Below are 20,611 nucleotides of genomic sequence, written 5' to 3'. Positions count from 1 at the left end.
ACGCCGTTGCGGGCGTGGGCATTCCCGCGGGAGGAGATTCATGATCTTGGCGGCGGGGCGGCGCCCCTTCAGGGGGCGCGGGGAACTGCGCGACGAACCCCCACGGCCCGCAGCCGAACGATGGCCGAAAACACCGAGGGGCCGCACCTCGGAAGGTACGGCCCCTCGATCAGGAGCTACAGCTCAGTGGGCGTTCAGCTCTGCCCGCCCGCCAGCTTCTCGCGCAGCGCGGCCAGCGCCTCGTCCGAGGCCAGCGCGCCGGAGTTGTCCGGGCCCTCGGAGGAGTACGAACCGCCACCACCGGACGCGGCCGGAGCGGCAGCCTCGCCACCCTCGGCAGCGGCCTTCTCGTCCGCCTCGCGGGACTTGATGACCTGCGCCTGGTGCTGCTCGAAGCGCTGCTGCGCCTCGGCGTACTGGGTCTCCCACGCCTCGCGCTGGGTCTCGTAGCCCTCGAGCCAGTCGTTGGTCTCGGGGTCGAAGCCCTCGGGGTAGATGTAGTTGCCCTGGTCGTCGTAGGACGCGGCCATGCCGTACAGGGTCGGGTCGAACTCGACCGAGGCCGGGTCGGCACCGAAGGACTCGTTGGCCTGCTTCAGCGAGAGGCTGATGCGACGGCGCTCGAGGTCGATGTCGATGACCTTGACGAAGATCTCGTCGTTGACCTGGACGACCTGCTCCGGGATCTCCACGTGGCGCTCGGCCAGCTCGGAGATGTGGACCAGACCCTCGATGCCCTCGTCCACGCGGACGAACGCACCGAACGGAACCAGCTTCGTGACCTTGCCGGGCACGACCTGGCCGATCTGGTGGGTGCGGGCGAACTGCTGCCACGGGTCTTCCTGGGTCGCCTTCAGCGACAGGGAGACACGCTCGCGGTCCATGTCGACGTCGAGGACCTCGACGGTGACTTCCTGGCCGACCTCGACAACCTCGGACGGGTGGTCGATGTGCTTCCAGGAGAGCTCGGAGACGTGGACCAGACCGTCGACGCCACCCAGGTCCACGAAGGCACCGAAGTTGACGATCGAGGAGACGACGCCGGAACGGACCTGACCCTTCTGGAGGGTCGTGAGGAACGTCTGGCGGACCTCGGACTGGGTCTGCTCCAGCCAGGCACGGCGGGACAGGACCACGTTGTTGCGGTTCTTGTCCAGCTCGATGATCTTGGCCTCGAGCTCCTTGCCCACGTAGGGCTGGAGGTCGCGAACGCGGCGCATCTCGACCAGGGAGGCCGGGAGGAAGCCACGGAGGCCGATGTCGAGGATGAGACCACCCTTGACGACCTCGATGACGGTACCGGTGACGATCCCGTCCTCTTCCTTGATCTTCTCGATGGTGCCCCAGGCACGCTCGTACTGGGCGCGCTTCTTCGAGAGGATCAGGCGGCCTTCCTTGTCCTCCTTCTGGAGAACAAGGGCCTCGATCTCGTCACCGACGGCGACGACCTCGTTGGGGTCGACGTCGTGCTTGATCGAGAGCTCGCGGCTCGGGATCACACCTTCGGTCTTGTAACCGATGTCGAGCAGGACCTCGTCCCGGTCGACCTTCACGATGACGCCGTCGACGATGTCGCCGTCGTTGAAGTACTTGATCGTCTCGTCGATCGCGGCGAGGAAGGCTTCCTCGTTACCGATGTCGTTGACCGCTACCTGCGGGGTGGTGGCGGTGGTCTCGGTGCTGCTCGTCATGTGGGAAAGGGCTCCGGTACGGACATTGAAGTCGTAGGTACTGCTACGCCGGGAGCCCGTTTCGCTCTGCAGAAGCCGGACAGCCAAGGAAGCGCCACTCAGAAATGGTGACGCCTCGACAACCGAGGGGACATACATACAGATGCGAGCGCAGCCTGCTACGTCTGAGGTGCGCAGGCCCGCAGCGCAACTTGTAGCATACGGGGGCAGCCGGGCAGGGTCAATGCGCGAAGCCGCCCACGCGGGGCGAACGCCGCATATCCGGCACAAGTCGTGTCGTTCGAGGCCACGCGCGGCGCGCGACGCCCCCTTTACGGCACCGTCAGGACCGGCCGGACGGAAGAGCCCGCACACTAGTACGAGGGAGCCGATCATCCAAGAGTCCGAAGCGTCCGAACCCGAGGCCACCCGGCGCGATGCCGACGTCACGGAAAGCTCCCGGGCCAATCGTGGCTGGTGGGACCGCAACGCGGACGAGTACCAGACCGAGCACGGCACCTTCCTCGGCGACGACCGCTTCGTGTGGGGTCCCGAGGGGCTGGACGAGGTGGAGGCCGAACTGCTCGGCCCGCCGGAGGAGCTGAAGGGCCGGGACGTCCTGGAGATCGGCGCCGGCGCCGCCCAGTGCTCGCGCTGGCTGACCGCCCAGGGAGCGCGGCCGGTCGCCCTGGACATCTCGCACCGGCAGCTCCAGCACGCCCTGCGCATCGGCGGTTCCTTCCCCCTGGTCTGCGCCGACGCGGGTGCGCTCCCCTTCGCCGATGGTTCGTTCGACCTGGCCTGCTCGGCCTATGGGGCGCTGCCCTTCGTCGCCGACCCGCGTCAGGTCCTGCGCGAGGTGCGCCGGGTGCTGCGGCCCCGGGGACGGCTGGTCTTCTCGGTGACGCACCCCATCCGCTGGGCCTTCCCGGACGAGCCGGGGCCGGAGGGGCTGTCGGTGTCGGCCTCGTACTTCGACCGCACGCCGTACGTCGAGCAGGACGAGGAGGGCCGGGCGGTCTACGTCGAGCACCACCGCACCCTCGGCGACCGTGTCCGGGACGTCGTGGCGTCGGGCTTCCGCCTGGTCGACCTGGTGGAGCCGGAATGGCCCGCCTGGAACACCGCGGAGTGGGGCGGCTGGTCGCCGCTGCGCGGGAACCTGATCCCCGGCACGGCGATCTTCGTCTGCGAGCGAAGCGACATGGGGGCACCCCCGGCCGAAGGCTGAGGGAGGGACTGAAGCGCGCCCGGGCGGGGCCTCTCTCGAGAGGGTCATGCAGGTGATGAGCAGCCAGGACCGGCCCACGCGCGCAGGACCTCTCCCCGGGCGTACGACACTGATGGCGTGATCCGTGACGACGCCCTGGCCTCCCTGCCCGTACGCGGTGCCCTGCCCGCCCTGCGCGAAGCCCTCGACGGGCACGGCACCGCCGTCCTCGTGGCGCCGCCCGGCACCGGCAAGACGACCCTGGTGCCACTGGCGCTGGCGGGGCTGCTCGGAGAGGGGCCCGGGAGGCGGGTGATCGTGGCCGAGCCGCGGCGGATCGCGGCCCGGGCGGCGGCGCGGCGGATGGCGTGGCTGCTGGGCGAGAAGCTCGGGCAGAGCGTCGGCTACACCGTGCGCGGGGAGCGCGTCGTCGGGCGGCACACGCGCGTGGAGGTCGTCACGACCGGTGTGCTGGTGCAGCGGCTGCAACGGGACCAGGAGCTGGCCGGTACCGACGTGGTGGTGCTCGACGAGTGTCACGAGCGGCACCTGGACGCGGACACGGCGGCGGCGTTCCTGTGGGACGTACGGCAGACGCTGCGGCCGGAGCTGCGGCTGGTGGCCGCCTCGGCGACGACCGACGCGCAGGGGTGGGCGCGGCTGCTGGGCGGGGCACCGGTGGTCGAGGCGCAGGGGGCCGCTCATCCCGTGGAGACCGTGTGGGCGCCGCCGGCGCATCCCGTACGCCCGCCGCACGGGATGCGGGTCGATCCGGCGTTGCTGACGCACGTGGCGTCCGTGGTCCGCCGGGCACTGGCCGAGCGGGACGGCGACGTGCTGTGTTTCCTGCCGGGCGTGGGCGAGATCGCCCGGGTCGCCGGGCAGCTCGGGGGGCTCGGGGACGTCGAGGTGCTCCAGGTGCACGGGAGGGCGCCGGCCGCGGTGCAGGACGCGGTGCTGGCGCCCGGGGAGCGGCGGCGGGTCGTGCTGGCCACGTCCGTCGCGGAGTCGTCGCTGACCGTGCCCGGGGTGCGGGTGGTGGTGGACGCGGGGCTGGCGCGCGAGCCGAGGGTGGACCACGCGCGCGGGTTGAGCGCGCTGACGACCGTGAGGGCGTCGCAGGCCGCCGGGCGGCAGCGGGCGGGGCGGGCCGGGCGTGAGGCACCGGGAGCGGTGTACCGCTGCTGGGCGGAGGCCGAGGACGCGCGTCTGCCGCGTTATCCGTCGCCGGAGATCAAGGTGGCCGACCTGACGGCGTTCGCGCTGCAGGTGGCGTGCTGGGGCGATCCGGACGCATCCGGTTTGGCGCTGCTGGACGGGCCGCCGAGTGGGGCCATGGCGGCGGCGCGTGAGGTCCTGGCGGCTGTGGGGGCGGTCGACTCCACCGGGCGCGCCACTGAGCGGGGAGTCCGGCTGAGCCGGGTGGGGGTGCATCCCCGGCTGGGGCGGGCACTGCTCGACTCCGCGCCCCTTGTCGGGGTCGAGCGGGCTTCTGAGGTTGTCGCCCTCCTGAGCGAGGAGCCTCCGCGGGAGTACGGCGATGATCTGGCGGGTGCGTTGCGTCGTGCCCGGCGTGGGGGCGACGCCTATTCCTCGCGGTGGCGGAGTGAGGTTCGGCGGCTGCGGGCCGTCGTTTCCGGAGTTTCCAGCCCTCCCACCGGTGACCGGCCGCAAGATGCCGGCGTCGGGGCCTGGACGGGCTCCCCGGAAGAGCGTCAGGTCGGGGTCGTCGCCGCTCTCGCCTTTCCCGAGCGCGTCGCCAGGAGTGACGGTGGGTCGTACCTCTTGGTCTCCGGGACGCGCGCCGAGGTCGGGGACGGAAGCGCGCTGCGGGGTGTCGCCTGGATCGCTTCCGCCGTCGCCGACCGGCCCGTCGGGAAGGGGCACGCGCGGGTGCGGCTCGGGGCCGTGGTCGACGAGGACGTGGCCCGGCTCGCCGCGGGGGCCCTGCTGGAGGAGCGGGACGAGGTCGGGTGGGACGGCGGGGACGTCGTGGCGCGGCGGGTGGAGCGGCTGGGAGCCGTTGAGCTGACCGCGCGGGCGTTGCGGGACGCCGATCCGGGCCTCGTGCGCGGCGCGTTGCTCGACGGGTTGCGGCGGGAGGGGTTCGGGCTGCTGCGGTGGTCGGCCGATGCCGGCGTTCTGCGGCAGCGGCTCGCGTTCCTGCGGCTGCATCTCGGTGAGCCCTGGCCGGACGTGTCCGACGAGGCGCTGCACGCGCGCGTGGCGGAGTGGCTGGAGCCGGAGCTCGGCCGGGCACGGCGGCGGGCCGATCTGGCGCGGATCGACGCCGGGGAGGCGCTCGCCCGGCTGCTGCCCTGGGCCTCCGGTCAGGCGGGGCGGCTCGACGAGCTGGCCCCGGAGCGGTTGACGGTGCCGAGCGGGTCGAGGATCCGGATCGACTGGTCCCGGCCAGAGCAGCCGGTGCTGGCGGTGAAGTTGCAGGAGATGTTCGGGCTCCAGGAGTCGCCCCGGGTGGCCGGGGTGCCGTTGCTCGTGCATCTGCTGTCCCCGGCCGGGCGGCCGGCCGCCGTCACCGCCGACCTCGCCTCGTTCTGGCGGGACGGCTACAAGGGGGTACGGGCGGAGCTGCGGGGGCGGTATCCGAAGCATCCGTGGCCCGAGGACCCGGCGACGGCCGAGCCGACGCGGCACACCAACGCGCGGCTCAGGCGCTGACCGACGACGGTTCCTCGGCCGCCGTGGAGGCCGGGCCGGAGGGGCGGCGGCCGCGGGCCTCCAGGTAGAGCGCGAGGACCAGCAGGAGGACGCCCAGGCCGAGGAAGCCCCACGGCAGGTAGGACGTCATGAGCAGGACGAGCAGCCGCTGGGACTTCACCAGGTCGACCGTGTGCGTGAGGTAGTCCTCGCGCATCTTCACGTGGCCGGCGAACGCGGTCACCTTGCCGCGGTCGCCGAGGAGGGTGCCGCCGCGCAGTTCCTCGCGGTGGATCTCCTCTCCGTACACGGGGGCGCCGGTGAGGGGTTCGACCCAGAACTTGCGGACCGTGGTGTACCAGCGGGTCGTGCCGGTCTGCGCCACCGCCTCGGGGGTGAGGCCCTTGACTGGCAGGGTCTTGGGGATCTTCACCTCGGTCCAGGGGATGGTCTGCTCGAAGTAGTAGACCTCCAGGCCGCGGAAGTCACGGGTGCCCTTGTACGCGATGGGCGCGGTGACGCGGGCCTGGGCGTCGAAGTACTCGTAGTCCCGTTTCTCGGTCAGGAAGGGCCATTTGAACTCGATGCCCCGGCGGCGCACCGGGTCGCCGTCGACCATCTCGCCGGTGGCGTGGACGGGCTCCTGGGTGTGGGCGTCGAAGATGTAGCGCTCGGGCATCTTGGAGACCATCGCGCCGTCGGGGCCGACGACGTAGGACAGGCCGTCCCAGACGACGACGTCCCGGCCCGCCGACTCCTCGATCCGTTCGGAGGCCTCCACGTTGCCCTTGAGGGTCTGGACGATGGTGACCTTGGAGACCTTCTTCGCCTTCATCGTGCCGTAGTCGAGGAGGGTGGCGTTCTTCGCCTCCAGGACCATGTCCTGGTACTGGTTCGCGGGAACCTTGGCCAGGCGCGGGAAGGCGTACCAGCGCAGCAACGGGGACAGGGCCGCGAAGAACACGGCGAGGGCGAGCAGGACCAGGCCGGCCTTGCGGCGCATCTCGGCCTCCCTCCCGGGCGGGCGGTCAGGGGTGTGCGGGCACGGTCGTCAGCAGCGGTTTCGGGGACGTCCCGCCCGACGGGGAGCCGAGGGCGGTCAGCGTCAGGACCACGGCGAGCGCGAGGGCCAGACCGGTGGCGGCGGCGATGAGAGCGCGCATGCGGAACCTCCCCACGGGTCGCGACGGACTTAACTGATGCACCGTCAGGTTCCTCGGCACCGTAGCAACGCGCGACGGAGATGAGAACACGTTGCACACACAACGACGCCCCTCCTTACCAAGAGGGGCGTCGCCTGTCGTACTTGAGAGCTACGCGCTCGGGTCGGCCGACGGGCTCGGCGCGGACGTCCCGGCCGCGGCCACGGTCAGCTCGACCGTGAGGGTCGCCCCGCCTGCCGTGGTGATGCGGAGCAGGAACGTGCCGGCCGTGTCGTCGGCGTACAGCCCGGGCAGCTTCAGCAGGCCCTTCGCGTCCGTCTTCAGACCCGTGAGGGTGCGGACGGCCTTGCCGTCGGCGCCCTTGAAGTAGGGGCCCTTGTCGTTGGCGGTCGGGTCGTCCGCCGACTTGATCAGCGTGGCGGTGGCCGCGACGCCGTCGGCGACGGCGCCCTTGTAGGTGGCCTTCACCTCGACCTGGTTCGCGAACTGGCCGCCGGGGGCACAGGTCAGCGCGGCGTCACCGGTACGGACGAGGGCGTCGGCCGCGCGCTCGGTCACGGTGGCCTTGTAGTCGAGGCCCGGGAGCGCACGCCCCACCACGGTGGCGCGGACGGTGACGGCGCCGGTCTTCTCCCCCGCTTCGAGGGCGGGCGCCACGGCCACGCCGGAGCTGTTGGTGGCGACCGTGGCAACACTCTCGCCGCCGGTGAAGGTGGTGTCCGTGTCACCGACGATGGTGAAGCGCACCCTGACCTTGGCGACGGCCTTGCCCGCCTCGGTCTCGGCGCGGGTGCTGATCCGCCGGTCGAACGCGTCGCCGGCCATGGCGGTGAGCTTTCCGGTGCCGGCGTCCTCCAGGTGGTCCACCGTGTCGGTGGGGGTGGGGGGCGTCGCGGGCGGTGACGACGGGGTGTCGGCGGGCGGTGTGGTGGGCGGCTTCGGGGTCGTCGTACCGCCGCCCGGCTTCTCGGGCCTTTCGGGTTTGGGGCCGGGCTTGGGCGCCGTGCTGCCGGGAGGGGTGGTGCCCGGTGTGGTGGCGCCCGGCGTGGTGGGCGTCGGGCTCGCGCCCGCCCCGTCGTCGCTGCGGTTGTCGGGCAGCGTGCCGGTGCCGTCCGGGACCTCGTGGGTGCCCTTGCGGTAGTACTCCAGCCACCTCATGACGAGGTTGAGGTAGTCGCGCGAGTTGTTGTAGCTGAGGATCGCCCGGTCGAGGTCGCGCTGCTGGGACAGATCCCAGTTGTTGCGGCACAGGTAGTGGCCGGCGGCGAGCGCGGCGTCGTAGATGTTGTTGGGGTCCTTCTTGCCGTCGGCGTTGCCGTCGCGGCCGGCCCAGGCCCAGGTGGAGGGGATGAACTGCATGGGGCCGACGGCCGAGTCGTACGTGCTGTTGCCGTCGTACGCGCCGCCGTCGGTGTCCTTGATGAGGGCGAAGCCGTTGCCGTCGAGCTGCGGGCCCAGGATCGGCTTGATGGTGGTGCCGTCGTCCCTGACCTGGCCGCCACGGGCCTGTCCCGACTCCACCCGGCCGATGGCGGCGAGGAGTTGCCAGGGCAGGTTGCAGCCGGGCTTGGCCTCGCGCAGCGCCGTCTCCGCCTTCTTGTAGGCGTCGAGGACGGTCGCGGGGATGCCGGCTTCCGTCGTGCCCGTGCCGGTCGGGCCGGGGCCCGTGGTCGGTGACGGGTTCGGGCTCTTCAGCGGGGGCAGGTCCGTGTAGTACGGCGAGTTGCCGGTGGCGCTGCCGTTGGAGGCATTCGCTTCAGGTGCGGGAGTGGCGTCGGCGGCGGTCTGTCTGCCGTGGTCGTTCACGCCCGGTGCCTGGGAGGCGGACAGGGCCGCGACCGCTACCGCGGCCACGGCTGTCGTCGCCGCCCCCTTGCGCAGCCTCCTGCCGAATTGCGCCGCCATAGAGTGAACCCCTCCCGTGGACGCCCGAGCGTCCGTCTACGTCTGCAGTGTTCGCCCTGTTGTGACGATCCAACCGCCCGAGGGGTTGCCCTCCGACAGCCACAACTCTGTTCTCGTGCGTGCTCTGCTCTTTACCGCGGTCGCGCATTCGACGCGCTCCCCGCGCGACGACTCTGGCGACCCTACGACAACTTCTTTTGCGCGGGCACCCGTTCGTGACCGCTTTTCACCAGTTGGTCACGGGGGCTCGTGACGTCGTCGGCAGGGCGGCATCCCGCATACTGGGCCACTCACCGCCGGGCACCCCGGCCTTGGTGCAACGACCGTCGCGAGGAGCCGAGTTGCCGTTCACGCTGAGCCATGCGGCAGCCGTACTGCCCGCCGTCCGCACCGACGGTACCGGCCGGGGCCCGCTGGTGCCCGCCGTGCTCGTGGCGGGTTCCTTCGCGCCCGACATGACCTACTACGCGGCAAGTGTCTTTGCCGGGGCGATGGAGTTCGGTGACGTCACGCACGGGTTCCCGGGCGTGTTCACGGTCGATGTGCTCATCGCCTGGGCGCTGGTGGGGTTGTGGCTGCTGGTGCGTGAACCGCTCGTCGCGTTGCTGCCGCGGGCCCGGCAGGGGCGGGTGGCGGCCCTGCTGCGGTGCGGGGCGCCGCGCGCGCGGGTGCGACCCTCGCTGGTGGCGCGGTGGTACGCCTCCGCGGTGCTCGGCGCGTCGACCCATGTGGTGTGGGACGCGTTCACGCATCTCGACCGATGGGGCATGCGGCTGTTTCCGGTGCTGGGCCGGGAGGTGGCGGGCTCACCGCTGTACTGGTACCTGCAGTACGGCGGTTCGGCGGTGGCCGCGGTCGTGATCGCCGTGTTCGTGGCGCACGCGTTGCGGCGGGCGCCCGGGGGCGAGCCGTTGGGGGTCCCCGTGCTGACGGTACGGGACCGGTGGGCTGCCGCCGCCGTGATCTGCGGCTTCGCGGTGGTGGGGGCGGTGCAGCGGGCGTCGCGGTGGTGGGCGTACTGGGGCTCGGCCGCGAAACCGTGGGAGATCATTCCGACGGTGTGCTTCGGGGCGGGCGCGGGACTCGTCCCGGCGCTGCTGCTCTACGCCGTGGGGGTTCGGGTGCGGCGTCCGGTTCCGGTTTCGGTCCGTCCTGCCTCTGCCGCCGCTACGGAGCCGAGCCGCCCGGCCGCTCGCTGACGACGCCGTCGGCCGTCGTGATGTACACGGTGATGGTGGTGTGCGCGGGGCGGGGACGTGGGAGCAGCGTGAGGACGAGGGTCAGATAGTCGCGGGCCAGCCGGGCCCAGGGGCGGGAGGGCTTGCCCTGGGTGCCGGGTGGGCCGGGGAGCCGGAGCTCGATGGGTGCGGGGCCGGTGACGGGGCGCGGGCCGCTACCGGCCGACGCGGTGCCGGCGCCGACGAGGCCGGTCAGAGCGGCCAGATCGACGGCGCCGGCGAGGTCCGCCACGACCTCGGTGCCGACGAGACGGGTCAGGGCAGCCACGGCGTCGATGCCGACGAGACCGGTCAGGGCGGTCAGAGGGTCGGTACCGGTGAGGGCGGGAGCGGCGGTCAGGCCACCTGCCCCCGGGAGAGCCTTGGGGGCAGCCAGGTCGGCGGAGGCGGCGGACCGCCGTCCGCCGACGGCCAGACGCTGCCGGAGGCCCGCCGTCGCTTGGCGCAGGGCCGTGCTGAAGGTGACGGGGACGCGAACCGTACTCGCGGCGGCCTCGAACGCCGGGACCGGCTGCAGTGCCACGCCTGGGCCCGTGCGGCTGAGGAACGTGCGTATACCCATGCCCCGCATCTTTGCGACCAGCGGGGGCGGGGGCGCCTTCTCGGGGGCCACGCGAGTGACGGTTTCCGTGGGAGGGGGCTGGGCCGGCGGGTGGCCGGGGCACCCGGATCCCCGGCTTGGCAGGAACCCCCGCGCCCAGCGAAGACGGCACCCCGAAAGGCCCCGGGCGAGGCAGGACTCGGGCGCAACGGCCGAGGCAGGAGACCCGCAACGCCGGTCCGGGGGGCCCGGACTGGGTGAGTGACTCCCCCCAGCCCGCTCCGACCACGTCCGGCAACCCTGCCCGGGCCCTCGCACCTCCCCCGGCAGGGCCGAGCCGCGCCTAGTGTGCTGCCGACTCCCAGTCCGCGCCCGAGCCCACCGAGACGCCCAGGGGGACGCGGAGGTCGACGGCGTTCGCCATCTCCCTGCGGACCAGTTCCTCGGCGGCGGACCGCTCCCCGGGGGCGATCTCCAGCACGATTTCGTCGTGGACCTGGAGGAGCATGCGGGAGGCGAGGCCGGCGTCCTTCAGGGCGTCGTCGACCTTGAGCATGGCGATCTTGACGATGTCGGCCGCCGTGCCCTGGATCGGCGCGTTGAGAGCCATCCGCTCGGCGGCCTCCCGACGCTGGCGGTTGTCGCTGTTGAGGTCGGGCAGGTAGCGGCGGCGACCGAAGAGCGTCGCCGTGTATCCCGTGGCCCGGGCCTCGTCGACCGCCCGGCGCAGATAGTCCCGTACGCCGCCGAACCGCTCGAAGTACGCATCCATCAGGGCGCGGGCCTCGGCCGCCTCGATGTTCAGCTGCTGGGAGAGACCGAAGGCGGAGAGGCCGTACGCCAGGCCGTACGACATGGCCTTGATCTTGCGGCGCATCTCTGCGTCGACCGCGGTCGGCTCGACCGCGAAGACCTGGGAGGCGGCCGTGGTGTGCAGGTCCTCGCCGGAGGTGAACGCCTCGATCAGGCCCTCGTCCTCGGAGAGGTGGGCCATCACGCGCAGCTCGATCTGGCTGTAGTCGGCCGTCATCAGCGACTCGAAGCCCTCGCCGACGACGAAGCCGCGGCGGATGGCGCGGCCCTCGTCGGTGCGGACCGGGATGTTCTGCAGGTTCGGGTCGGTCGAGGACAGGCGGCCGGTGGCGGCGACGGTCTGGTTGAACGTGGTGTGGATGCGGCCGTCCGCGGCGATCGTCTTGATCAGGCCCTCGACGGTGACGCGGAGCTTGGCCTGCTCGCGGTGGCGGAGCATGATCACCGGGAGCTCGTTGTCCGTCTGCGTGGCGAGCCAGGCGAGGGCGTCGGCGTCCGTGGTGTAGCCGGTCTTGGTCCGCTTGGTCTTGGGTAGGGCCAGCTCGCCGAAGAGGACCTCCTGGAGCTGCTTGGGCGAGCCCAGGTTGAACTCGTGCCCGGCGGCCGCATGGGCCTCCTTGACCGCCTGCTGCACGGCCCCGGCGAACATCTGCTCCATGGCCTCCAGGTGGGGCCGGTCGGCCGCGATGCCGTGCCGCTCCATGCGGGCGAGCAGCGCGGACGTGGGCAGCTCCATGTCGCGCAGCAGGTCGGCGGCGCCGACCTCCTCCAGACGGCTCTCGAAGGCCTGGCCCAGGTCGAGGACGGCGCGGGCCTGGATCATCAGGGCCTCGGCCTCGGCGGCGTCGTCCGCTCCGAAGGCGAGCTGGCCGTCGGCCGCGGCGGCCGGGGTCAGCTCGCGGTGCAGGTACTCGAGGGACAGCGCGTCCAGGTCGAAGGAGCGGCGGCCCGGCTTGACCAGGTACGCGGCGAGCGCGGTGTCCATGCGCACGCCCTCGACGCTCCAGCCGTGCTCGGCGAAGACACGCATGGCGCCCTTGGCGTTGTGGAAGACCTTGGGCCGCTCGGCGTCGGCGAGCCAGGCCGCGAAGGCCCGCTCGTCGGCCTCGTCCAGCTGGGAGGGGTCGAACCAGGCGGCGGGCCCTCCGGGCGCGGCGAGGGCGACCTCGGCGACGGAGCCGGTGCCGAGGGCCCAGCTGTCGACCGTGGCGACACCGAGGGGCTGGGTGCCGTGCTCGGTGAGCCAGGCGGGCAGCTCGCCGGTGGAGAGCACCGTGCCGTCCAGCTCCACGCCTTCGGTGCTGACCGGGGTGGTCTCGGCCTCCTCGGCGCCGGGGTCGACGGCGAAGAGCCGCTCGCGCAGCGACGGGTTGCGGATCTCCAGGGTGTCCAGGATCATCGCGACGGCCTTGCGGTCGTAGGCCGCGCGCTCCAGCTCGGTGACACCCTTGGGCAGCTCCACCCGGCGCTCCAGCTCGGTGAGCCGGCGGTTGAGCTTGACGGATTCCAGGTGGTCGCGGAGGTTCTGGCCGGCCTTGCCCTTGACCTCCTCGACGCGCTCGACGAGCTCCGCGAAGGAACCGAACTGGTTGATCCACTTCGCCGCGGTCTTCTCGCCCACGCCGGGGATGCCGGGCAGGTTGTCGGAGGGGTCGCCGCGCAGGGCCGCGAAGTCGGGGTACTGCGCGGGCGTCAACCCGTACTTCTCGAAGACCTTCTCCGGGGTGAAGCGGGTCAGCTCGGAGACGCCCTTGGTCGGGTACAGCACCGTGGTGTGCTCGCTGACCAGCTGGAAGGAGTCGCGGTCGCCGGTCACGATCAGCACCTCGAAGCCCTCGGCCTCGGCCTGGGTGGCGAGCGTGGCGATGACGTCGTCCGCCTCGAAGCCGTCCACCGCGAAGCGCTGGGCGCCCATCGCGTCCAGGAGCTCGCCGATCAGCTCGACCTGGCCCTTGAACTCGTCGGGGGTCTTGGAGCGGTTCGCCTTGTACTCCGTGAACTCCTGGGACCGCCAGGTCTTGCGGGAGACGTCGAAGGCGACCGCGAAGTGCGTGGGCGCCTCGTCGCGCAGCGTGTTGGCGAGCATCGACGCGAAGCCGTAGATCGCGTTCGTCGGCTGGCCCGTCGCGGTGGTGAAGTTCTCCGCGGGCAGCGCGAAGAACGCGCGGTAGGCCAGCGAGTGCCCGTCCATGAGCATCAGTCGCGGCCGGCTGCCGCCGGAGGTCTGGTCGGTCGTCTTCGATGCTGTCTCTGCCACGCCCCCGATCCTGCCACGCCCCACTGACAGTCCGCCCCGGCCCCGCTGGTGCCGGGCTCGGACCCACCCAGCATGGACACCGCTCACCCTGTGCCGTCGCCACCCGCCCGGCCCGCCCGCGATCGCTGTCACTCCCGCGTGCGAGGATTCGGAGGCCTACCTCACAGCGCAGTCGAAGGGGAGTGTGCGATGGCGTCGAAGCCGCCCAAGAGTGATCCGGTTCAGGACGCGCCGCAGGTCGCCGGGCCGAAGCACGCGGCCGCGGGGCTCCCGGCGATCGGGCACACGCTGCGGATCGCCCAGCAGCAGATGGGTGTGAAGCGCACCGCGCTGACGCTGCTGAGCGTGAACCAGAAGGACGGCTTCGACTGCCCCGGCTGCGCCTGGCCCGAGCCGGAGCACCGGCACAAGGCGGAGTTCTGCGAGAACGGCGCGAAGGCCGTGGCCGAGGAGGCCACGCTGCGCCGGGTCACGCCCGAGTTCTTCGCCGCGCACCCGGTCGCCGACCTGGCCGGCCGCAGCGGCTACTGGCTGGGACAGCAGGGCCGGCTCACCCACCCCGTGTACCTCCCCGAGGGAGGCTCGCACTACGAGCCGGTCACCTGGGAGCGGGCCTTCGACATCATCGGCGAGGAGATCGACGCGCTCGCCTCCCCGGACGAGGCCGTCTTCTACACCTCAGGCCGCACCAGCAACGAGGCCGCGTTCCTCTACCAGCTGTTCGCGCGCGAGTTCGGCACGAACAACCTGCCCGACTGCTCGAACATGTGCCACGAGTCGTCCGGTTCGGCCCTGTCGGAGACGATCGGCATCGGCAAGGGCAGCGTTCTGCTGGAGGACCTCTACAAGGCCGACCTGATCATCGTCGCGGGGCAGAACCCGGGGACGAACCACCCGCGCATGCTGTCCGCGCTGGAGAAGGCCAAGGCGGGCGGCGCGAAGATCATCAGCGTCAACCCGCTGCCCGAGGCGGGCCTGGAGCGCTTCAAGAACCCGCAGACCCCGCAGGGCATGCTCAAGGGGGCGGCGCTCACCGATCTGTTCCTGCAGATCCGCATCGGCGGCGACCAGGCGCTGTTCCGCCTGCTGAACAAGCTGATCCTGCAGACGGACGGCGCGGTCGACGAGGCGTTCGTGCGGGAGCACACGCACGGCTACGAGCAGTTCGCCGAGGCCGCCCGCGCCGCCGACTGGGACGAGACGCTCACCGCGACCGGTCTGAGCCGGGGGGAGATCGAGAAGGCCCTGGGGATGGTTCTCGGCTCGCAGCGCACCATCGTGTGCTGGGCGATGGGCCTCACCCAGCACAAGCACTCCGTCCCCACGATCCGGGAGGTCGTCAACTTCCTCCTGCTGCGCGGCAACATCGGCCGCCCGGGTGCGGGCGTGTGCCCGGTGCGCGGGCATTCGAACGTGCAGGGCGACCGCACGATGGGCATCTTCGAGCGGCCCGCCCCGGCGTTCCTGGACGCCCTGGAGAAGGAGTTCGGCTTCGCGCCCCCGCGCGAACACGGCTATGACGTCGTGCGCGCGATCCGCGCCCTGCGTGACGGCGAGGCGAAGGTCTTCTTCGCCATGGGCGGCAACTTCGTCTCGGCGTCCCCCGACACGGACGTCACCGAGGCGGCGATGCGACGGGCCCGGCTGACCGTGCACGTGTCGACGAAGCTGAACCGCTCGCATGCGGTCACGGGCGCGCGTGCCCTGATCCTGCCGACGCTCGGCCGTACCGAGCGCGATCTGCAGGGCGGCGGCGAGCAGTTCGTGACGGTCGAGGACTCGATGGGCATGGTGCACGCCTCCCGGGGGCGCCTGGAGCCCGCGAGCCGGCACCTGCTGTCGGAGCCGGCCATCGTCAGCCGGCTGGCCCGCCGCGTGCTCGGCGAGGACAGCCGCACGCCGTGGGAGGAGTTCGAGAAGGACTACGCGACGATCCGGGACCGCATCGCGCGCGTCATCCCGGGCTTCGAGGACTTCAACGCGCGCGTGGCCCGCCCCGGCGGCTTCGCGCTCCCCCATGCCCCACGCGACGAGCGCCGCTTCCCCACCGCCACCGGCAAGGCCAACTTCACGGCCGCGCCCGTGGAGTACCCGCGGCTGCCCGAGGGCCGCCTGCTGCTGCAGACGCTGCGCTCGCACGACCAGTACAACACCACGATCTACGGCCTCGACGACCGCTACCGGGGCATCAGGAACGGCCGCCGGGTGGTGCTGGTCAACCCCGAGGACGCCCGGGCCCTGAAGGTGGCGGACGGGTCGTACGTGGACCTGGTGAGCGAGTGGAAGGACGGTGTGGAGCGCAGGGCGCCGGGTTTCCGTGTCGTGCACTACCCGACGGCCCGGGGCTGCGCGGCCGCGTACTACCCGGAGACCAACGTCCTGGTGCCGCTGGACGCGACGGCGGACACCAGCAACACCCCGGCCAGCAAGTCCGTCGTGGTGCGTCTGGAACAATCGGCGACCGACTGAGCGTTCGCTCAGTGACACAGGCAGCCGAGTGACGAGGACGAACGGAGCCGGGCCCGATGGGTGAGCAGCAGCATGTGAAGTTCCCGCAAGAAGTCATCGACGAGTACGCCGCTCTCGGCGTGGACCTCCTGGCCCTGTTCTCCGCGGGCCACCTCGGCAACCGGATGGGCGTCCAGATCTCCGAGGCGTCGGCGGACCGGGTCGTCGGGACGATGCCGGTGGAGGGCAACACCCAGCCCTACGGGCTGCTGCACGGCGGGGCCTCCGCGGTGCTGGCCGAGACGCTCGGCTCGATCGGTTCGATGCTGCACGGCGGCAGCTCCAAGATCGCCGTGGGCGTCGACCTGAACTGCACCCACCACCGCGGGGTGCGCTCCGGGCTGGTCACCGGTGTGGCCACGCCCGTGCACCGGGGGCGGTCGACCGCCACGTACGAAATCGTCATCACGGACGAAAACGACAAAAGGGTGTGCACGGCCCGACTGACCTGCCTCCTGCGCGACGTCAAGCCGGCCGACGAGGAACTCATCCGCGCCGCGAACTGACCGAGCATCGGTCGGCACACTCACTGATCCACTGCCCGACGTATCCACTGCCCGACGTAGGGAAAACCCTGGAGAGGCGGGCGCGCTCTTGTCGCGCCCGCCCTCCGGGCATTTCACTGGCGCCCACCCCCACAGGAGAAGACCCGTCCCACCCGCAGAAGGGTTTCTCTTGACCTCCGTACGCGCCTTCGCCGTCACCGCAGCGGCCTGTGCCACCGTGCTCGCCACCGCGCTGCCGTCCTCCGCCATCAACTCCTACAACGCCACCCCCGCCCCCGAACGCACCGAGGTCGGCGCGCTCGTGGCCACCTGGGACGACGACGGTGACCCCGCGACCCCCGACCGCGTCGACTGGGTCTGCTCCGGCACCATGATCGACGCGGACACCTTCCTGACCGCCGCGCACTGCACCTCGGACTGGCCCGACAACGTGCGGTTCTACGTCTCCCTCGACCAGGACGTGCAGTCCGGGCTCGACGCGGCGGCGAAGAAGTACCCGGGCGACCCGGCCGCGCAGGCCGCCGCCGTCGCCGTCCCGGGCACCGCCCACACCCACCCCGCATATCCGGGGCCCGCCTCCGACACCCACGACATCGCGGTGATCCAGCTGCCCGCCGCCCAGGTCAAGGCCCGCTGGAGCTTCACTCCGGCGACCCTGCCCACCGCGAACCAGCTCGGCAGACTCGGCCCGCAGGGCCTGAACGACACCGACTGGCTCGTCGCCGGATACGGCACCCAGGAGGCCGTCAACGGCCCCGGCGGCCAGACCCACCCCGGCGGCGGCGTCCGGATGAAGGCACCCGTCACCTTCAACGCCCTCAACGACTCCTGGGCGCGGCTCGCGATGACCGCACCCCAGGGCAACGGTGGCGCCTGCTACGGCGATTCGGGCGGACCCAACTTCGCCGTGATCGGCGGCAAGAGGATCCTCGCCGCCACCACCATCACCGGCGACACCCCCTGCTACGCGACCAACGTGACGTACCGCCTGGACACCCCCGGCGCCCGTGCCTTCCTCTCGCCGTTCGTGAAGCTGCCGTAACCCGTACCGAAGCAACCCGAGGCCCCGCCGCATCGCGCACCCGCCGAAGCGGCGGGGCATCGTACGTCTTCGCCCCCTCTCGCACTCGCCAACTCGGCCAGGGCTGAGCAGAGTTGAGCGCCGTCGGCAGCACGCCGCACGCCCGTCACAGCGGCTCGCCGACTGCTGGAACCGGCTGCCGCCCCGGCGAAGAACGGCGGTCGCCGCAGCCGTGCTCGCCACCGCAGCCGTAGCCCTGCCGCAGACTCTCGCACCCGACCGGTGTCCCGGCCTCACCCGCGCCGCCCCCGCCCCCGCCCCCGCCCCTCACCGGACCGGCCCGCACGCCCCTCCGCATCACTGTGGAAATCGCCGTTTCCGATGACTCGGCACATCCCCCGGATGCCGACCATCCCTTTTCTCGGCGTAACGCTCCGTAACGCGCGCGCAATACACCACCACAGTTTCACGGTCCGGCCGCACTCACGCCCGGGGCCTTTCCGATCTCCTCCGGGCCGCATGCCGTCCGAGCACCGCATGATCTCAGCCATGGCCAACCGGAAGTGCGGCTTCTCAGAATGCGGACCTCGGCGAAAATCCACCAAACCCGTCGAGAGGGCCCACCGCCGAGACCGGGCATCCACCCCGTCATAACAAGAAAGTCACAAGCGAGCCCGCGCCGCTGACCCTGCCCTTACCCCGGGCTTAGAGTCACGGCCAGTCACCGCCTCCATCGGGAGTTCGGTACCAGCGCGGCACTCACCCCCCGACCAGGGCGGGGCCTGCCTGTGAAAGGACTGATTGTGCGACAGCGTTCCTTGGTGATTCTTACCTCCGTTCTCACGACCGGAGCTCTGACTCTCACCGCCTGCGGCTCCCGAGACGACAGCGGTGACAAGGGCGGAGACAACGGGAGCGGCACCACGCTGACCATCGGCGTCGACGCCCCCCTCTCCGGTGAGAACTCCACCACCGGCCTCGGCATCCAGTACGGCGCCCAGATCGCCGTCGACGACGCCAACAAGAACAACTGGGTCCCGGGCGTGAAGTTCAAGCTCAAGCCCCTGGACGACAAGGCGCAGCCCGCCACCGGCCAGACCAACGCCACCAGCATCGTCGGCGACAAGACCGCCGTCGGCGCCGTCGGCCCGCTGAACTCCGGCGTCGCCCAGACGATGCAGCAGGTGTTCGCCTCGGCCAACATGGTCCAGATCTCCCCCGCGAACACGGCCCCCGAGCTGACCCAGGGCAAGAACTGGCAGACGGACAAGAAGCGCCCGTTCAAGACGTACTTCCGCACCGCCACCACCGACGAACTGCAGGGCAGCTTCGCGGCCGGCTACGCGTACAACGGCCTCAAGAAGAAGAAGGCCTTCGTCGTCGACGACAAGCAGACGTACGGCGCCGGCCTCGCGAAGATCTTCAACGAGCAGTACAAGAAGCTCGGCGGCAAGGTCGTCGGCACCGACCACGTCAACACCGGCGACAAGGACTTCGGCTCCCTCGTCACCAAGATCAAGAACTCCGGTGCCGACCTGCTCTACTACGGCGGCCAGTACGACGAGTCCGCGCTGATCACCAAGCAGCTCAAGGACGCCGGCGTCAAGATCCCGCTGTTCGGCGGCGACGGCATGTTCGCCACCACCTACATCGAGGCCGCCGGCAAGTCCTCCGAGGGCGACCTCGCCACCGCCATCGGTGTCCCCGCCGACACCCTGCCCGCGGCCAAGACGTTCATCCAGACGTACAAGGACAAGGGTTACAAGGGCGACTACGGCGCGTACGGCGCCTACGCCTACGACGCCACCACCGCCATCATCAAGGCCGTCAAGGCCGCGGCCGACGCCAACGGCGGCAAGGTGCCCACCGACATCAACGACCTGCGCTCCAAAGTCGTCGACGGTGTCCAGAAGTCCGACTTCGAAGGCCTCACCGGCAAGATCTCCTTCGACGAGTACGGCGACACCACCAACAAGCAGCTGACGGTCTACCAGGTCGAGAAGGGTGCCTGGAAGGACGTGGAGACCGGCACCGCCGACCTGAAGTAACCCGGCCCGCCACAACGCCGCACCACGGGCCGCGCGGAAGGAGGACCCCGACCGCGCGGCCCGTTTCCACACCCCCACACAGCACACGACCACGCACACATCCAGTGCACACGACCACCAGCGACATGGAGGCCATGCGGTGAACACCCTGCCGCAGCAGCTGGCCAACGGGCTGCTTCTCGGCTCGATGTACGGGCTGATCGCCATCGGCTACACGATGGTGTACGGCATCGTCCAGCTCATCAACTTCGCGCACGGCGAGATCTTCATGACCGGGGCCTTCGGCGCCCTCACGGTCTACTTCTACATCCTCCCCGACGGCACCTCGATGGCCCTCGCCGTACCCCTCATGCTCCTCGGCGGAGCCATCGTCGCCATCCTCATAGCCGTCGGAGCGGAACGGTTCGCCTACCGACCACTGCGCGGAGCACCACGCCTGGCACCGCTCATCACCGCCATCGGCCTCTCCCTGGCCCTCCAGGAGGTCGTGCGCAACTTCTACCCCGGCGCCGACCGCGCCCGCGCCTTCCCCGGCCTCGACGCCACCCACGACATCGGCTCCGTCACCATCAAGGACGCCGACATCTTCCTCATCCTCGCCGCCGTCCTCTGCATGGCCGCCCTCGCCTTCTTCGTGCGCCGCAGCCGCACCGGCCGCGCCATGCAGGCCACCGCGCAGGACCCCGACACCGCACAGCTCATGGGCATCGACACCAACCGCATCATCGTCATCGCCTTCGCCATCGGCGGCTTCTTCGCCGCCGTCGCCGCCGTCGCCTACGGACTCAAGTACGGCAACGTCGACTACCGCATGGGCTTCCTGATGGGCCTCAAGGCCTTCACCGCGGCCGTCCTCGGCGGCATCGGCAACATCTACGGCGCCATGCTCGGCGGCGTCGTCCTCGGCGTCGCCGAAACCCTCGCCTCCGCCTACATCGACGAGATCCCCGGCATGAGCCAGCTCGGCGGTCAGAGCTGGGCCAACGTCTGGGCCTTCTGCCTCCTCATCCTCGTGCTCCTCTTCAGGCCGCAGGGCCTGCTCGGCGAGCGCGTCGCGGACAGGGCGTGATCAC

General features: G+C 71.2%; 14 protein-coding genes. 8 read left to right on the top strand and 6 right to left on the bottom strand.

Annotated elements, in window-relative coordinates; genetic code table 11:
• Positions 1-194: 194 nt before the first annotated feature.
• Entirely contained in the window at positions 195-1,691 is a 1,497-nt protein-coding gene (gene rpsA / locus ABT116_RS01840) for a 30S ribosomal protein S1 (RefSeq protein ID WP_161368364.1), read from the bottom strand.
• Between the two features lie 223 nt (positions 1,692-1,914).
• On the opposite strand from rpsA, the gene ABT116_RS01835 reads away from it, so the two are divergent.
• Both ABT116_RS01835 and hrpB read left to right on the top strand, forming a co-directional pair.
• Positions 1,915-2,901, top strand: coding sequence for a class I SAM-dependent methyltransferase (locus ABT116_RS01835; protein WP_351626386.1), 987 nt, complete (start codon positions 1,915-1,917; stop codon positions 2,899-2,901).
• A 117-nt stretch (positions 2,902-3,018) separates the two neighbouring features.
• A complete protein-coding gene (gene hrpB / locus ABT116_RS01830; protein WP_351626383.1) occupies positions 3,019-5,559 on the top strand; it encodes an ATP-dependent helicase HrpB in 2,541 nt (846 codons plus the stop codon).
• On the opposite strand, the gene pgfA is transcribed toward hrpB, so the two are convergent.
• The 3 genes from pgfA to ABT116_RS01815 form a co-directional block, all read right to left on the bottom strand.
• On the bottom strand, positions 5,549-6,541 hold the full coding sequence (gene pgfA / locus ABT116_RS01825; RefSeq protein WP_351626380.1) for a cell envelope lipid trafficking protein PgfA: 993 nt from the start codon (positions 6,539-6,541) through the stop codon (positions 5,549-5,551). The two genes, hrpB and pgfA, sit on opposite strands and share 11 nt — an antisense overlap.
• 25 nt (positions 6,542-6,566) lie before the next feature.
• A complete protein-coding gene (locus ABT116_RS01820; protein ID WP_351626377.1) occupies positions 6,567-6,701 on the bottom strand; it encodes an SPW_0924 family protein in 135 nt (44 codons plus the stop codon).
• Between the two features lie 150 nt (positions 6,702-6,851).
• On the bottom strand, positions 6,852-8,606 hold the full coding sequence (locus tag ABT116_RS01815; protein ID WP_351626375.1) for a lytic transglycosylase domain-containing protein: 1,755 nt from the start codon (positions 8,604-8,606) through the stop codon (positions 6,852-6,854).
• A gap of 341 nt (positions 8,607-8,947) precedes the next feature.
• Here ABT116_RS01815 and ABT116_RS01810 point away from each other — a divergent pair, with 341 nt between their 5' ends.
• Positions 8,948-9,805: a DUF4184 family protein gene (locus ABT116_RS01810; RefSeq protein WP_351626372.1), complete on the top strand. Its 858-nt coding sequence runs from the start codon at positions 8,948-8,950 to the stop codon at positions 9,803-9,805.
• Here ABT116_RS01810 and ABT116_RS01805 read toward each other — a convergent pair.
• Positions 9,774-10,406 (bottom strand): hypothetical protein, encoded by a 633-nt coding sequence (locus ABT116_RS01805; protein ID WP_351626369.1) that lies wholly within the window; start codon positions 10,404-10,406, stop codon positions 9,774-9,776. The two genes, ABT116_RS01810 and ABT116_RS01805, sit on opposite strands and share 32 nt — an antisense overlap.
• Before the next feature lie 322 nt (positions 10,407-10,728).
• Positions 10,729-13,455, bottom strand: coding sequence for a DNA polymerase I (gene polA, locus ABT116_RS01800; protein WP_351626366.1), 2,727 nt, complete (start codon positions 13,453-13,455; stop codon positions 10,729-10,731).
• Between the two features lie 189 nt (positions 13,456-13,644).
• On the opposite strand from polA, the gene ABT116_RS01795 reads away from it, so the two are divergent.
• The 5 genes from ABT116_RS01795 to ABT116_RS01775 all read left to right on the top strand — a co-directional run bounded on the left by ABT116_RS01795 (position 13,645) and on the right by ABT116_RS01775 (position 20,607).
• Entirely contained in the window at positions 13,645-15,924 is a 2,280-nt protein-coding gene (locus ABT116_RS01795; protein WP_351626363.1) for an FdhF/YdeP family oxidoreductase, read from the top strand.
• A gap of 56 nt (positions 15,925-15,980) precedes the next feature.
• Positions 15,981-16,469, top strand: a complete 489-nt coding sequence (locus ABT116_RS01790) for a PaaI family thioesterase (RefSeq protein ID WP_306924122.1) — start codon at positions 15,981-15,983, stop codon at positions 16,467-16,469.
• Positions 16,470-16,638: 169 nt separating this feature from the next.
• Positions 16,639-17,511, top strand: coding sequence for a trypsin-like serine protease (locus ABT116_RS01785; RefSeq protein ID WP_351626359.1), 873 nt, complete (start codon positions 16,639-16,641; stop codon positions 17,509-17,511).
• A gap of 797 nt (positions 17,512-18,308) precedes the next feature.
• On the top strand, positions 18,309-19,538 hold the full coding sequence (locus tag ABT116_RS01780; protein WP_351626436.1) for a branched-chain amino acid ABC transporter substrate-binding protein: 1,230 nt from the start codon (positions 18,309-18,311) through the stop codon (positions 19,536-19,538).
• A 139-nt stretch (positions 19,539-19,677) separates the two neighbouring features.
• Complete coding sequence (locus ABT116_RS01775) at positions 19,678-20,607, top strand: branched-chain amino acid ABC transporter permease (RefSeq protein WP_184564175.1); 930 nt, start codon at positions 19,678-19,680, stop codon at positions 20,605-20,607.
• Positions 20,608-20,611 lie beyond the last annotated feature (4 nt).

Source organism: Streptomyces sp. NPDC002130, assembly GCF_040296465.1.
In the GTDB taxonomy this organism is placed as follows: Bacteria; Actinomycetota; Actinomycetes; order Streptomycetales; family Streptomycetaceae; genus Streptomyces.
The sequence above is the reverse complement of the archived record's forward strand: the minus strand, read 5'-3'. Positions and strand labels throughout refer to the sequence as shown.